The organism is Gluconacetobacter entanii (assembly GCF_013155425.1).
In the GTDB taxonomy this organism is placed as follows: Bacteria; Pseudomonadota; Alphaproteobacteria; order Acetobacterales; family Acetobacteraceae; genus Novacetimonas; species Novacetimonas entanii.
Map to the genome: position 1 here is coordinate 1 of NZ_JABJWD010000112.1, position 13,929 is coordinate 13,929.

The 13,929-nt window shown below is 53.0% G+C and carries 12 protein-coding genes and 2 pseudogenes; 8 read left to right on the forward strand and 6 right to left on the reverse strand.

Features of this window, described 5'->3' with window-relative positions:
• Both HNH97_RS15860 and HNH97_RS18040 read left to right on the forward strand, forming a co-directional pair.
• Window positions 1-2,280, forward strand: a 2,280-nt coding sequence (locus HNH97_RS15860; protein ID WP_171791523.1) for a type I restriction endonuclease subunit R, incomplete at its 5' end; no start/stop codon positions are given.
• 610 nt (window positions 2,281-2,890) lie between these two features.
• Window positions 2,891-3,124, forward strand: coding sequence for an MDR/zinc-dependent alcohol dehydrogenase-like family protein (locus tag HNH97_RS18040; protein ID WP_244949498.1), 234 nt, complete (start codon window positions 2,891-2,893; stop codon window positions 3,122-3,124).
• Here HNH97_RS18040 and HNH97_RS15870 read toward each other — a convergent pair.
• Window positions 3,115-3,714: pseudogene (locus HNH97_RS15870) on the reverse strand (LysR substrate-binding domain-containing protein); the annotation flags it as partial. The gene HNH97_RS18040 and the pseudogene HNH97_RS15870 overlap by 10 nt on opposite strands.
• A 17-nt stretch (window positions 3,715-3,731) precedes the next feature.
• Here HNH97_RS15870 and HNH97_RS15875 point away from each other — a divergent pair.
• Together HNH97_RS15875 and HNH97_RS15880 are read left to right on the forward strand one after the other, a co-directional pair.
• The gene (locus tag HNH97_RS15875) at window positions 3,732-4,349 is read left to right on the forward strand and encodes a zinc-dependent alcohol dehydrogenase family protein (RefSeq protein ID WP_216657690.1); all 618 of its coding nucleotides are present in this window, start codon (window positions 3,732-3,734) and stop codon (window positions 4,347-4,349) included.
• A 159-nt stretch (window positions 4,350-4,508) separates the two neighbouring features.
• Entirely contained in the window at window positions 4,509-5,198 is a 690-nt protein-coding gene (locus HNH97_RS15880) for a glutathione S-transferase N-terminal domain-containing protein (protein ID WP_171791525.1), read from the forward strand.
• A gap of 48 nt (window positions 5,199-5,246) precedes the next feature.
• Here HNH97_RS15880 and HNH97_RS15885 read toward each other — a convergent pair whose 3' ends face one another.
• Complete coding sequence (locus tag HNH97_RS15885) at window positions 5,247-5,597, reverse strand: MerR family transcriptional regulator (RefSeq protein WP_171791526.1); 351 nt, start codon at window positions 5,595-5,597, stop codon at window positions 5,247-5,249.
• A 71-nt stretch (window positions 5,598-5,668) separates the two neighbouring features.
• Here HNH97_RS15885 and HNH97_RS18480 point away from each other — a divergent pair, with 71 nt between their 5' ends.
• Window positions 5,669-7,309, forward strand: a complete 1,641-nt coding sequence (locus HNH97_RS18480) for a zinc-binding dehydrogenase (protein ID WP_244949499.1) — start codon at window positions 5,669-5,671, stop codon at window positions 7,307-7,309.
• 59 nt (window positions 7,310-7,368) lie between these two features.
• Here HNH97_RS18480 and HNH97_RS15900 read toward each other — a convergent pair whose 3' ends face one another.
• Together HNH97_RS15900 and HNH97_RS15905 are read right to left on the reverse strand one after the other, a co-directional pair.
• The gene (locus HNH97_RS15900) at window positions 7,369-7,905 is read right to left on the reverse strand and encodes a hypothetical protein (RefSeq protein ID WP_171791527.1); all 537 of its coding nucleotides are present in this window, start codon (window positions 7,903-7,905) and stop codon (window positions 7,369-7,371) included.
• Window positions 7,902-8,684 (reverse strand): helix-turn-helix transcriptional regulator, encoded by a 783-nt coding sequence (locus HNH97_RS15905; RefSeq protein WP_171791528.1) that lies wholly within the window; start codon window positions 8,682-8,684, stop codon window positions 7,902-7,904. Before HNH97_RS15905 ends, HNH97_RS15900 begins: the two co-directional genes overlap by 4 nt.
• 99 nt (window positions 8,685-8,783) lie before the next feature.
• Between HNH97_RS15905 and HNH97_RS15910 the strand changes: the two genes are divergently transcribed.
• From HNH97_RS15910 to HNH97_RS15920, 3 genes and pseudogenes are all read left to right on the forward strand, one after another.
• Entirely contained in the window at window positions 8,784-9,539 is a 756-nt protein-coding gene (locus HNH97_RS15910; protein WP_171791529.1) for a class I SAM-dependent methyltransferase, read from the forward strand.
• Window positions 9,540-9,624: 85 nt separating this feature from the next.
• Window positions 9,625-10,076, forward strand: a pseudogene (locus HNH97_RS15915) (YbaK/EbsC family protein).
• A 263-nt stretch (window positions 10,077-10,339) separates the two neighbouring features.
• Window positions 10,340-11,230: a hypothetical protein gene (locus HNH97_RS15920; RefSeq protein ID WP_171791530.1), complete on the forward strand. Its 891-nt coding sequence runs from the start codon at window positions 10,340-10,342 to the stop codon at window positions 11,228-11,230.
• Between the two features lie 442 nt (window positions 11,231-11,672).
• On the opposite strand, the gene HNH97_RS15925 is transcribed toward HNH97_RS15920, so the two are convergent.
• Window positions 11,673-12,230 carry a hypothetical protein gene (locus HNH97_RS15925; protein ID WP_171791531.1) on the reverse strand — a complete coding sequence of 186 codons (558 nt, stop codon included), beginning with the start codon at window positions 12,228-12,230 and terminating at the stop codon, window positions 11,673-11,675.
• Window positions 12,231-12,550: 320 nt separating this feature from the next.
• Entirely contained in the window at window positions 12,551-13,729 is a 1,179-nt protein-coding gene (locus HNH97_RS15930) for a hypothetical protein (protein WP_171791532.1), read from the reverse strand.
• Between the last annotated feature and the right edge of the window lie 200 nt (window positions 13,730-13,929).

Below are 13,929 nucleotides of genomic sequence, written 5' to 3' on the forward strand. Positions count from 1 at the left end.
TCAAATGACGTCAATAACGACGTCGTTAACGACGGTAAGTTACCAGTCACAATCCTCAATCATAAGGCGGCCTCAAACGGCCGGTTACGATATATCTGGCACACTACAGGCTCAGGCAAAACGCTGACCAGCTTCAAGGCGGCCCGCCTTGCCACGCAGCTCGACTTCATCGACAAGGTCTTTTTCGTGGTCGACCGCAAGGACCTCGATTTCCAAACGATGAAGGAATATCAGCGCTTTTCGCCGGACAGCGTCAATGGATCGGACAGTACAGCCGGGTTGAAGCGAAACCTCTCCAAGGACGATAACAAGATTATCGTCACGACCATCCAGAAGCTCAACAATCTGATGAAGAGCGAAGGGGACCTGCCGGTCTATACCCAGCGCGTCGTCTTCATTTTCGACGAGTGCCATCGCAGCCAGTTTGGTGAGGCACAGAAGAACCTCAAGCGGAAGTTCAAACAGTTCTGCCAGTTCGGCTTCACCGGCACGCCGATCTTTTCGGAAAATGCTTCGGGTGCGGAGACGACGGCCAGCATATTCGGAAGCGAACTTCATTCCTATGTGATCACCGACGCGATCCGCGACCAAAAGGTGCTAAAGTTCAAAGTCGACTACAACGATGTGCGCCCGCAGTTCAAAGCGATTGAAACCGAACAGGACGAAAAGAAGCTGACCGCCGCTGAAAACCAGCAAGCTCTTCAGCACCCAGCACGAATCTCTGAAATTTCTCAGTACATTCTCGATAACTTCCGCCGCAAGACGCATCGTCTTTATGGAGACAATAAGGGCTTCAATGCCATGTTCGCGGTGAGCAGTGTTGATGCAGCTAAGCTCTATTATGAAAAGCTGAATGCGCTTCAGGACGGTAGCGACAAGCCGTTGAAGATCGCGACCATCTTTTCATTTGCCGACAACGAAGAACAGGATGCGATTGGCGACATTCCTGACGAGAGTTTTGAGGTTTCAGCGCTGAATAGCAGCGCCAAGGAATTCCTGAACGCTGCGATCACGGACTACAACGCCTATTTCCGAACGAATTTCAGCGCAGATAGTAAGGGCTTCCAGAATTATTACCGGGATCTGGCGAAACGGGTGAAGTCCAAGGAAGTTGACCTGCTCATTGTGGTTGGCATGTTCCTGACCGGCTTCGACGCGCAAACCCTGAACACGCTGTTCGTCGACAAGAATTTGCGTTTTCACGGTCTTATACAAGCCTACTCCCGTACCAACCGCATTTATGATGCGACCAAGTCCTTCGGCAACATCGTTACCTTCCGCGACTTGGAAGAGGCGACCGTCAAGGCAATCACACTCTTTGGCAACGCCAATACCAAGAATGTTGTTCTGGAGAAAAGCTACTCAGAATACATGGAAGGTTTTACGGACCAGACGACAGGCGAGGCAAGGCGAGGCTTTATCGATGTCGTCCGTGAGTTGAAAGAGCGTTTCCCGGATCCCACTGCCATCGAAAAGGAAGCGGACAAAAAGGCCTTTGCAAAGCTGTTCGGCGAGTATCTCCGTATTGAGAATATCCTTCAGAATTATGATGAGTTCTCCAACCTAAAAGAACTTCAGGAGATCGACGAGAGTGACGTGGAAGCGATGGGCGCGTTCAAGGAGCGGTGTCATTTAAGTGATGATGACGTTGACGAGCTCAAAAGCATCGAAATGCCCACTGATCGAAAGGTCCAGGATTACCGTTCGACCTACAATGATATTCGGGATTGGCTTCGCCGTGAAAAGGCTAGCGCCGAGCAGGGTGAGTCAACGATCGACTGGGAGGATGTCGTCTTTGAGGTCGACCTCTTGAAGTCCCAGGAAATAAATCTGGATTACATCCTTGAGCTAATCTTCGAGCACAACAAAAAAACGAAGAGCAAGTCAGAGCTCGTTAGCGAAGTTCGTCGTGTCATTCGTGCCAGTATTGGCAACCGCGCGAAAGAAAGCCTCATTGTGGATTTCATCAATCAGACAAACCTAGACGAACTGAGGGACAAGGCAGGGGTAATTGAGGCTTTTTTTGCCTTCGCACAAGCCGAACGATGCCGGGAAGCGAAAGAATTGATAACCGATGAAAAATTGAACGCGGAGGCCGCCAAGCGCTATATTGCAACGTCGATCAAGCGTGAATATGCGAGCGAAAATGGCACAGAGTTGAACTCGATCCTTCCAAAAATGAGCCCGCTCAATCCAAAATACCTGACCAAAAAAAGAGATGTGTTCCAGCGCATCTCTGCGTTCGTTGAAAAGTTTAAGGGTGTGGGCGGAAAAATTTAGGCATGTTCACGACTTTAGATGACTGTACCTATTAAGCGCAGTCAACAGTCCACCGCACATAACCCTCGAAAACAATCTAGGAATCCGGCCGCTTCCGGATCGGGAGAATGCTTTCGCAAGGGCACGAACTATACGCCGGAGTAATCGGCTGGCGCTAGGCTACGCCATAAACAATATCGGCTTTCAGGACATTGCAACTGTCAGTCGAATAGTCAGAATGGGTGCATGGCGGTCGTAAGCAGCATAGCAAGTGAATAGCAGCTTTTTGCCTGCCGTGACCGTTAACCGACAGTCTACTCTCCCCCCATTGGCGACATTTTTCTGCCGGGAAAGGGGCGAGCGTGCTGGCTTGGGTGTAGCCTTCGGAGTCAGAGGGCTGCGGGGATTTTCGTGACGGGTTGAGAGGGTATGCGGCGCCTTCGACTACCGTGACGACACATGGCGCACAAAACTTGCTGCGGCACTTGGTCCACGGCGTCTGTTTGCGGCGTTCGATACCACCAGCGGGAGTTATGCCCGTACGCTGGCTGACCTGATTGGTTATAATGGCCATCTGGTCTGTATCCAGGACCGGATCGAAACCGCACCGCTTCCGGCGTTCACGACAGCAGTGTCCCTTCATGAAGTCGCACTCAACGCCATTCATGATTACGGAACAGCGGCAGACTGGCGCGACTGGCGCAGCGCGGGAACGGAGTTGCTGGAAGCCGTCCGGATTGGCGCTCTGGATTTTCAGCCCACGACCGTGACCTCCTTTGAGGATCTGCCGCGTAACCTGTCATCTTTCATGCAGGGGAAGCTAAAAGGGAAAATTCTGGTGAACATCTCCGGTGATCAGGGCTGATCCCACGGGAAGATCGGCTGAAATGTTCTGACCAGCGCATCCACGCTTGCCCGTATCCGGGGGGAGAGCGTTCGGGATTTCGGCCACAGGACATGGATATCCATATCCTGCGGCGCGCTGGAAATGGGAATGGCCCTGAGCCTTCCGACCTGCAGATCTGTCGCAACCAGCCATGTTGCAAGCCAGGCAAGGCCGCTTCCCGCTAACGCCGTGTCGCGGAGACCGTCGCCATGACTGATGATGTGACGGGGGCGGGGTGTAACCGCCTGCGCCAGGCCAGTGCCGGCATCCGTCAGATGCCAGGGCAGCAACTGGCCGTTACGGGCAAACAGAATGCAGTCGTGCCGGGCAAGATCGTCAATGGTCTCGGGGGTTCCCCTGCGATCAAGATAGTCAGGCGATGCACACAGAACGGATTGCTGCGTGGCCAGCCTGCGACCGCTCAGCGTGGCGCTGTTGCCGGGATGTCCCAGCCGGACGGCCATATCGATACCTTCTTCAACGAGATCGATATGGCGATCCGTGAAAGACAGATCGAGATCAAGTTCAGGATGCTGCTGCGCCAGTCCCAGGAGGACTGGCTGCACCCATACGGGCGCCGGACACGTTGTCCGACGAGGAAGCCAGTACCCTGCCTGTTGCCGGACTCACGGCATGGTTTGCGCTTGTGGAAACCGGTAATCTTCTGGCTGGGCAGGCAGTCGTCGTCCAAGGAACCGGAGGTGTATCGCTTTTCGGGATGCAGATTGCCCGGGCGCTGGGAGCACGTGCCATCGTGACGTCCCGCTCGCGGCAGAAGCAGGATCGATTAAAAACACTCGGTGTGGAGGACACCGTCCTGATCGACGGTGTTCACGACTGGTCTGGGGAAGTTATCAGGCTCACGGACGGACATGGCGCTGATCAGATTCTCGAACTGATCGGAGGCGACAATATGCGTCATTCCGTCAATGCATTGGCCAGTGGCGGTAGGATTGCGCAGATCGGGTTTCTCGGAGGTGCTGACGTGTCATTCAGCGCTGTGCCGCTGATGCTGCGCCGGGGCATCATTCAGGGTATCACGGTGGGGCACCGGACGGCGCTGGAACGTCTTGTCTCTGCAGTCGATCGTTACGGCATCAGGCCTGTCATTGATCACGTCTATGGTTTTGATGACGCTCGAGCCGCTTTTGCTCGTCTGGACGAGGGGCCATTCGGGAAGGTTGTGATCACCACTCGTTCCTGAGGTGCGTGTGGAGAACTGTGCGAATATAGCAGAGGTCACGATGCGAGCCGCCCGAATTTCCTTATGGAGCATACGACCACCATCACTGAAGTCCGGGACCTGAACATCTGGCTGTCTGACGTGTTGAAGCCGACGACCCTCTGAGAAAGGACGCGTTCCATGATCGATCTTTTCTACTGGCCGACCCCGAACGGCCACAAGATCACGCTGTTTCTGGAAGAAGCCGGGCTGGATTACACCATTCATCCTGTCGACATCAGCGCGGGAGATCAGTTTCGGCCGGAGTTTCTGGCCATTTCTCCCAATAACCGGATGCCCGCGATCATTGACCGGAGCCCGAAAGATGACGGTGAGGCCATCAGCGTTTTTGAATCAGGGGCAATCCTGCTCTATCTCGCGGAGAAGACAGACCGGTTTCTGCCTGAGGATATCCGGGGTCGCACGGCGGTCACCGAATGGCTGTTTTGGCAGGTCGGCGGTCTGGGACCGATGGCGGGGCAGAACCATCATTTCGGACAGTATGCGCCAGAGAAAATTCCCTACGCCATCACACGCTATGTCAACGAAACCAACCGCCTGTATGGCGTGATGGACCGGCGTCTGGCGCGGGCGCCATTCCTCGGTGGCGCCGATTACAGCATTGCGGACATGGCCAGCTATCCGTGGGTCGTGCCGTGGCAGCGCCAGCAGCAGGACCTTGAGGAGTTTCCGAACCTGGAGCGCTGGTTTGATACCATTGCCGCGCGCCCGGCAACGATACGGGCCTATGAGAAAGCGAAAGACCTGTCAGCGCGACCCAGCGTGACGGAAGAGGGGAAGAAAATCCTGTTCGGTCAGACAGCCCGATAAGACAGGACAATCAGCAGTTGGAACCCGTCCTGACCTTGGCGTAGCAGGTCAACCGGTCTGATCGATGTAGCGCCCCAGCATATCCCTGCTGACCTGAAGGCGGTCGATCTGTGCGTCCATCTTCCGTCGTTCACGTTGCAGAATGGCGCGCAGGTTATCACAGGGCTGGAAGCTTGGATCATCGGTCAGGATACAGGGCAGCAACTGCCGGATCGCGTCCAGTTTCAGGCCCGCTTCGGTGAGCATCTGGATGCGCCGGACTGCGGTCTCATCGCTTTCCGAATAGTCCCGGTAGCCGGATTCCTGCCGATCGGGCGCAAGCAGGCCTTCCTGCTCGTAATAGCGCAGCATCCGGATACTCACACCCGTGCGACGGGCCAGCTCGCCGATCTTCATCATTTTCTCCTTGACCCTGACAGCGCTGTTAGACCTTAGCGTGCCTGTCGCATCACCGCACGGAGAATATGCACATGCGACTTTACCGACTGAAACATACCGAAAATGGCGTCCGTCCCGTTCTGGATGAAGCGCCGGATCCTTCGCCTGTTCCGGGCGAGGTTCTGGTGAAAATACAGAATGCCAGCGTGAATTATCGGGATCTGCTTCTTCTGGGGGATCCGGCCATGACGGAAGGCGTTGGCCGTGTGCCACTTTCCGATGCTGCGGGTTCTGTTGCAGCAGTAGGGAAGGGCGTAGCCGACTGGAAGGAAGGCGATCCTGTATGCATTCCGTTCTTCCGGGACTGGATCGGCGGTATCTTTCGAAATGACTACATGAGTTCGGCCTTTGGTGGTCCCAACACGGAAGGCGTCCTGCAGGACTATGTCAGCGTCCCGGCCCGGTCGCTCATCGCAAAGCCTGAGTATCTCTCCTTTGCGGAGGCCGCGACTTTACCGTGTGCTGCAGTGACGGCATGGCAGGCGCTCATGGTCAGGGGACATCTGCGCGAAGGCGATACCGTTCTTGTTCAGGGAACGGGTGGCGTGGCGCTGTTTGCGCTTCAGCTTGCCGTAGCTAGGGGAGCGCAGGTCATCATCATCTCGTCTTCCGACGAAAAGCTTTCACGTGCCCGGAAACTGGGTGCGTCTGAACTGATCAATTATGTCAGGACACCTGACTGGGATGAAACTGTCAACGCGCTTACCCATGGAGACGGTGTCAGCCATGTCCTGGAACTGGGCGGACCGGAGACCTACCCCCGATCCATCAAATCGATCAGGGCCGGTGGCCACATTGCCCAGATAGGCGTGCTGACCGGCTTCGGGCCGCGCCCGGATATCGATCGCATCCGCAGCACCAATGCCAGCATTGACGGAATTACTGTGGGCTCTCGTGACCACTTTCGGGAAATGAATGCGTTTCTGACCCACCAGGAGATCCATCCTGTCATCGACAGGGTCTTTCCTTTCGAACAGGCAGGCGCACCTTGTAGCAGTTTCCGGACAGTTCGAGATTATAGAGTTGCATCGTCTCGTAACCTTTCCCCATCTTTCTTGCCTCTAAACTCAGGCGGAGTTATAAAAACTACCGACCGGTCGGGTGTAAAGGCTAAAATGAAGACGACGTTGCATAATATCGTGATCGAGGCCCGCGAGCTGTTTCGGGAGCACGGTTATGATGGTGCCTCCATGCAGGATCTTGCGTCTCGCGTCGGACTGAAAAAAGCCAGTCTTTACACGCGTTTTCCGAATAAGGAATCGCTTGTCCCGGAAGTCCTGGCACTTACTCTGGAAGAGACTGTCCAGGGTTTGCCGGACCAGAACGATGACTGGCAGCTCACCTGGCAAACTTTGATAGGTCGTATCGAAAAGACATTTGAAGAGCGGCAGCGCTGTGTCGGGCTGCATCTGGCCTATGGCGTCACATCGGCCACGCCTGAAGCGCGGGCAGCGGTCTGCCAGTTCTTTACAGCCCTACGGGAGAAAATGGCCCAGATATTGCGGGTCGGCGATATTTCCGACCCGGACACCGTTGCCGCAGACACACTGGCGCAGCTTGAGGGGGCCACGCTGTGGATCACTACGTCTGGAGATGTGATGCCGCTTCACCGGGCTGCGGAAAAGGCCCGCCAGGTCGGTAACCCGCATCTGCCGCTTGGAAAGAGCATGTGACTTTGAAGTCTGGGTTTCCGCGGATGGCGAAACGTGGGACGGAAAGTCCGGATACGACTTCATGACTGCTGCTCAACAACCCTGCGAATATTCCAGAGCATGCGGCGGCGTAGCAACCCGCTGACCGGGCGGATCAGAAACCAGTAAGGCGTAAAGCATTGTCTGGCCTTGTCACTGAGGCAGAGGACACGTGTTTCGGTTATGAGGCGACACCTGCTTTTGCTAATGGGCGCGACAGTAAAGCCAAGAACCAGTTTGCAGAGATCTCCCTCCCGTACGGCCATGAAAGCGTCAGGAGAAGGAATGGAGCGAAGTCCATAATCGGCATGCCAGAATGCTCCGACCAGACCATAGGCAAGTGCGTGTCCGGTGCGCGCCAGAAGCGTAAAGTCTTCAAGATCCAGTGGCGGGGCAGACAGGCGCTTCATCAGTCGGCCAGGAAGTTCACGCAGACGGATAATCTGACGCACAAGGGGATCATTCTGTACGCGGAAAGCCGCAACGGCATCGAGAATATCAGATGCCTGACCGCGAATGATAATCGCGTGACGTTCAGAAAAATCATAATGTGGGAGCAGGATTTCGAAAGTGTTCATCGTGGTTTCAGTGTTACCAGCTGGTAGTGCGGCCATGTCGTGAAGGAGAGGGTGGTCTGGTCAAAGTCCAATGGGCCATCGGCCGGATGTCGAAACCGGCGAGGGCCGCCTTCTCTTAGCAATACACTCTGATTATGCCACAGCCGTTCAAAATCCGGACTTCGGGATCGAAGCTCCTGCACGAGTGTTTCCACCAGATGCGTGTCACCACGGATGCTGGCAGCCCTGAATTCGGCAAGAACCCGTCGGGCACTGCCGTCCCAGTCATCAAGAAAGGTTCGGGCTGCAGGGTCGAGAAAGACATAGCGCAGCAGGTTGGGTTCCTCACTGTCCAGCCATCCGACAAAGAGACGCCGGGCCGCTTTGTTGGCGACGCAGGCATTCCACAGGGGATCCAGCACATAACAGGGCATGGTTACCTGCTCCGGGAAAGTCCGGACGGGTTCGGGAAGACGGGATGCGGTGACTGGCCGTGAGGAATCGGGATCCTTCAACTGGGCCAGTTCGAACAGATAGAGCCTTTCGGCAGGGGACAGATGCAGAGCCGTGGCAATACGCGCCAGTGTCGTCGCCGAACAGGAGACATTCCGACCCTGTTCCAGCCACGTATACCACGTCGTGCTGATACCACAGAGCTGGGCGGCTTCTTCCCGCCGCAACCCCCGTGCCCGACGCCGTCCGGGCAGGACATGCAATCCAACGTCCTGCGGAGACAGGGCGTCACGTCGCGCACGTAGAAAGGCTCCAAGGGAGCGGTGCTGTTCAGAAGGAAGGTTCATGATGGTAGTTTTTATACCAGTATAAAATGAGACCTTATCCCCTCTTTTTGTGTCCGGCAATCTGGCGTCGCAGATGACATAAGAGGCAGGTGAGAAAAGATGACTGATTCATACACAGCAAGGCATTATGGCGACCGGGCACAGGACTATGTTGCCAGCGCAGTGCACAGTCAGGGCGGCGATCTGGACAGGATCGAACGTCTTGTTGCGGGCAAAGGCCTGCGGCGCGTTCTGGACCTGGGCTGTGGAGGAGGGCACGTGACCTACCGTCTGGCGCCGCATGTCGAAGAGGTGGTTGCCTGCGATATCACGGCTTCGATGCTGCAGGCCGTGGCGCACGAGGCGGCCCGGCAGGATTTGAACAATGTTACGACGATACAGGCTCCGGCAGAGGAGTTGCCATTTGATGCTGGAACTTTTGACGCCGTGTTCTGTCGCTTTACCACCCACCACTGGTCGGATGCGCTTGCAGGTCTGCGGGAGGCACGACGTGTCCTGACTTCTGCAGGCATGGCTCTGTTCATTGATGTGACGGCTCCATCTTCCGCCCTGCTGGATAGTTGGTTGCAGTCGATGGAGCTGCTGCGTGATATCTCGCATGTACGGGATTATTCATCTGCTGAATGGACGGCCTTTCTGGGGCAGGCGGGCTTCGCTCTGGAGGCTTTTCAGACCCATCGCCTGCGTATGGATTTCGCAAGCTGGGTCGCACGTACGAAAACCCCGACTGAGCAGACTGTGGCCATTCGCTCCCTCCAGCAGGCCGCACCGGAAGAGGTGAAGCGCTATTTCGGGATCGAGGCGGATGGAAGTTTCATGATCGACGTCGATAGTTTTCAGGTGGCGCCGTTGTGAACCGGTCTGTGATTGTGTCCGAGAAATGCAGGATGTGTAATCATCCGGACCACCAGCAGTTTTCCAGCATTGTGGAGGGGAAGAGATGAGCCGGGAGTCCGTGCAGGCATTTTTCGAGGCGAACGCACCTGATATCGAACCGGTGGTGCTGACGGACAGTACGGCGACAGTGGCGGAAGCCGCTCAGGCTCTGGGTGTGGAGGAAGGGCAGATAGCCAAGACGCTGGCGCTGAAAGTCGGGGATGAGCGGATCTTGGTTGTCATGGCCGGGACGGGACGGCTGGATAACCGCAAGACGAAGGATACGTTCGGCAACCGGCCTCGCATGCTGCCCGCGGACGAGGTGCTGGAACTGACAAGCCATCCCGTTGGTGCTTTGGGTTGCCGCAGCAGATCAGGGTGTTCTGTGACATTTCGCTGCGTGCGTTTGACGAAGTCTGGCCCGCAGCAGGTGATCGGAACAGTTTCGTATGTCTGACGCCGGAGCAACTGGTGGAACTTGTTGGCGCAGAATGGGTCGATGTCAGCCAACACTAATGTCGGATTTCGCTCTCATGCCGGACATACAATAGACAAATTGTGTTCCGTATAACGGACATCGCCAATGCAGACGCTTGCTGCCACTTGGGGCCGAAAACTACCCGACCACTCTCGAACGATTGGCAGGAGAAAGTCGACTGTTGGCCTATGTCGTGCTGCCTGCTAATCGCTCTGACCTTCTTCCATCCCGAATAGGTTCATGCTAACTGCAACATACAAAGGCTAGGCACTGATATTTGAGTGAATTGCGAATAACGAAAATGAGTATTCAATTTGATCCTACGAAACTCCCATTTCGCACCACTCTTATAAGACAGATAACTAAGCAACATTTGACGCACATAAATGATGTATATTGGACGCATGCGAATTCCGAGGGTGCGATTAAAGGGTATTTTTCTAATATTATCACCCCAAAAACTGGGAAAGACTATCGCGCTATTCTTAAGACGAAAGAAAATTGGGAAAAAGGTGCGGACGATTTCAGTATATGGGTAAGACAAAATACGATATTGTCAGCCGCATCCGTTCTTGAAGTTTATATCGTTGCTGCCTGCACAGTTGTGTTTTCTGCGTGCCCAGAACTAATCGATCGATCCCTGTTGGGGATCAATAGCGTTTCGTTCATTAAGCATGTCGACCGTTTACCAACCGGCTATCGTGGCATGATAAAGAAGCGATCAAAAGACCCTACGAAAGGTACGTGGTCCGAACGCATCCGAAAGTTGGAGATAAAAATTGGTCGTGTTCCTTCACGAGTTTCCAGCCTAGTTCCCCAATTGCAGAAACTGCAAGACAAGCGAAATCGTATTGCCCACAGTTATGGCGCCGAAGGTGAATTAAGACGAACACCTTGGGAACCCAATACAGCAATTTCTGCCGAGGAGGCGGATATCCTAGAGACATTCAAAGTTGTGGATACAGTATCTAAATATCTGGATAGGGATCTGTTCGGCCCGCTGATAGGCGGTTACGAGATCATCAATGAATATCACTCTTGGTTATGCGCTCAGAATCAAACATACACTCGTTCTATTGAGGAATTGGTTTTAGGATTCCGAAAGTATCTTGGCCAATCGTTTGGCCAAACTCCAGGGTCTGCTTATATTAAGGCGATGATAGAATATTATAACGACGTGCCTCCCCCTTAATTCCCACTTATCGACCTGAAACTTTCTGGTGCTGCTACCAACTCACGACGGGCGATACACTTGATGGGTAATAGATGTCGGCTTCTAAGCTGGCTCCATTGAACCAGAAGGGCTTCCTGGGGCACTTAGCTACTGCGAACTTCCGATGCACATGAATGGCCGTTTTATGCTCTTTCTGTTTGATACCGGACCTTTCGTTATCCCCCATATCTGCCTGTCTGCTCAGTGATACAGAAGCAGACAGGCGGCAGTCGCCTCATACCGGTCGCTCAATGACCTAGCGTTTTTTCCCGAAACCAGACAGAGTTCTAACCTCAACACGTCATCTCCTCTGTGGGTTCGGTCTTCTGAAGATAAGCACGTGTGAAATATTAACAGGCGATAAAATAAAGCGGCTTTATTGGTTTACAAATGATACGCGGTAATTAGATGGGCATCTACATTATCCTGGCATTGCGTAATCTGGTGCCTGAAAGGTTCTTTGGCGGCGTCCAAACCAAACAGCACGTGCTGGCCGTCCATATTCGGAATAGTCCAGAAGGTCAGGCCAGTCAGCATGGGGCCGTCGCAAGCGTAAAGTTTCATAATCTGTAGCGTACCAGCGGTTAATTACTGTTACACTTCGGGTAGGTAGTTGTTTGGTTTTCTTGTCGTTAAGAGGGAGTTTCAAAAATCTGGCATGCATCCATTCTGCGAAGTCTAGGGTTGTTAGGGTTGCTTTCATACGCTTTCCAGATGGTTCTGCAGTTGCGATTTCACCAAGCCATAACGAGCGTTCTCTAACGATATCAACAAGCTTATGGTGACGATCATTAAGCCGAGTATGTAGGTTATTACCTATGCCAATATATTGCATGGAGCGCTTACGCTCATGCTTGAGCTTTCCGATAGCAAGGTAAAGTCCATGACTATAATCATGACGCGCTCTACAACGTGCATATTCTAAGGTATTATACGGCCCATACCAGTTAATTGCTATCATTAGATGCTTTTTAGACATTTTTAATATCCATTCATCAAATTTTTCTCATCCTAATGGTAGCACTCTTTCGTGCCAATATCTGGCCTTTAGTCGTTTTGTCAGAAAGCTGATCTTCTGCTTGCCTCTTATTGCCCTCGGTCTGTTTTGTGGGGATGGAACAGACAGACGGCACTCGCCTCATTTGAGACACTTGGTAAAGCATTTTTCTTACCGCATAACGAACATGCGAGATTCACTCTTTCTCACGGCTGTGGTTCATCGACCATTTAGCCGCTTTTCAGGAAAAAATGATAAAATAGGCCTTTGAGGTAATCGCATCTTCATAGAAAATTCAAATATTAATGACCGCCAATTTCCATTTTTATTTCACCCAAGAGGCGTTGGTATTTTCTAAGATTATAGCTATCGCGGCTTCTGGATATCTGCGCTTGCTCTACAGCAAGCTTCAGATTCTCATATGCATCAGTAAGCCAGTCTTTGCTCTTTTGATCATCCATGAATTTCGCGTATTGTAATGCTTGATCACAGAACCGAAGTAAATGATACGAACGACGCGCATCATTCTTGATGCAGTCTTGTAGAACGGCCATGCTTTCACAGATTCCGTCAAGAGCGGTTAGGTCACCGGTATTGCGTTTAAGAACATCAATATTTGCCTCGAAGAGAATCCGGGCATGTGTGTTCCTTATAGAGAACACGCGACCCCGACTTTTGGAAAGCGCAGTATCAATCCAAGAGAAAGCATCTGTAAAACTTTTCATCTTGGACAGGTAGATTGCACCATGCTGATAGTCGTATGCATTATCGGTTATGGAAACTAGTCGTGTATAAAAACTCTTTCCGTCCTTGGCTATCGGGTAGGCCTTGTATGCGAACTCATTATCGTAACCATACCTTCTGAAAACTGGGTAATCGACAATGAGACGCGTTGACACCGAGCTGTGGAAGCGCTCAAACATCCGCCCAAAGGATCTAGGCTGACACTCCCGCAATGCGATACGGGAGAGAGCTGCCGATCTCACAGAAAAGTAGTCTTGATGCGGGTCATCCAAATCCACTTCGACTAAAAAGCTCTCGATGCGTTTTACGACATCATACACGTCATTGTATTGCTTATTCGGACCCGGAAGGAATGCATAGATCATATCGAACGATACGATCGTCCGACAAGAAGCGACATAACAGGCCATCATGTACACTTCGAACGCCTGCGGGTCCTTCGCTTCAAACTCGTTGAGCTTGGCACGAAAGCGCATGGTTAGGTTTTCGTCGAATACATGGCGGCGGAGCGCTTCAAACAGCCCTAATTCACCACTGTCCTTTTCAACCTCGTCCAGATCGTCAGAATTCCATCTTCGAATATTGGCTGGAATGGAGTCAATGATATCTTGGAGATCCTGTGGAAAGATCTCGGAACTTGAGTGTACATCGAGCTTGCCCTGCATAGATTTTAAGCTGACCGAGTCGAAGTAGATGCTTTGCTCTGCCGAGACGAGCTGCGCGCCAATAGTTTTCACCAGTCGCTCAACCGGATAACGCGAGTCGATCAGATTATCGACGAAGATAAGAGCCTTTGACGCTTCACCCGCGTGTTCCGCAATGATCTTATCGGCCTGAGGGTCAGATATTAGAGGTGGTCCCCATTTTTCGGACAGGGCAATAAGCTATAATCCGACCTGAGAGAGAACGGGTTTTATGGGCAAGGTTACGCGCAAGA

Bases quoted from the DNA above. Each gene is read 5' to 3' on its own strand.
- HNH97_RS15880 (WP_171791525.1), top strand. From the start codon at position 4,509: ATGATCGATCTTTTCTACTGGCCGACCCCGAACGGCCACAAGATCACG.
- HNH97_RS15885 (WP_171791526.1), bottom strand. From the start codon at position 5,597: ATGATGAAGATCGGCGAGCTGGCCCGTCGCACGGGTGTGAGTATCCGG.
- HNH97_RS18480 (WP_244949499.1), top strand. From the start codon at position 5,669: ATGCGACTTTACCGACTGAAACATACCGAAAATGGCGTCCGTCCCGTT.
- HNH97_RS15900 (WP_171791527.1), bottom strand. From the start codon at position 7,905: ATGAACACTTTCGAAATCCTGCTCCCACATTATGATTTTTCTGAACGT.
- HNH97_RS15905 (WP_171791528.1), bottom strand. From the start codon at position 8,684: ATGAACCTTCCTTCTGAACAGCACCGCTCCCTTGGAGCCTTTCTACGT.
- HNH97_RS15910 (WP_171791529.1), top strand. From the start codon at position 8,784: ATGACTGATTCATACACAGCAAGGCATTATGGCGACCGGGCACAGGAC.
- HNH97_RS15920 (WP_171791530.1), top strand. From the start codon at position 10,340: ATGAGTATTCAATTTGATCCTACGAAACTCCCATTTCGCACCACTCTT.
- HNH97_RS15925 (WP_171791531.1), bottom strand. From the start codon at position 12,230: ATGTCTAAAAAGCATCTAATGATAGCAATTAACTGGTATGGGCCGTAT.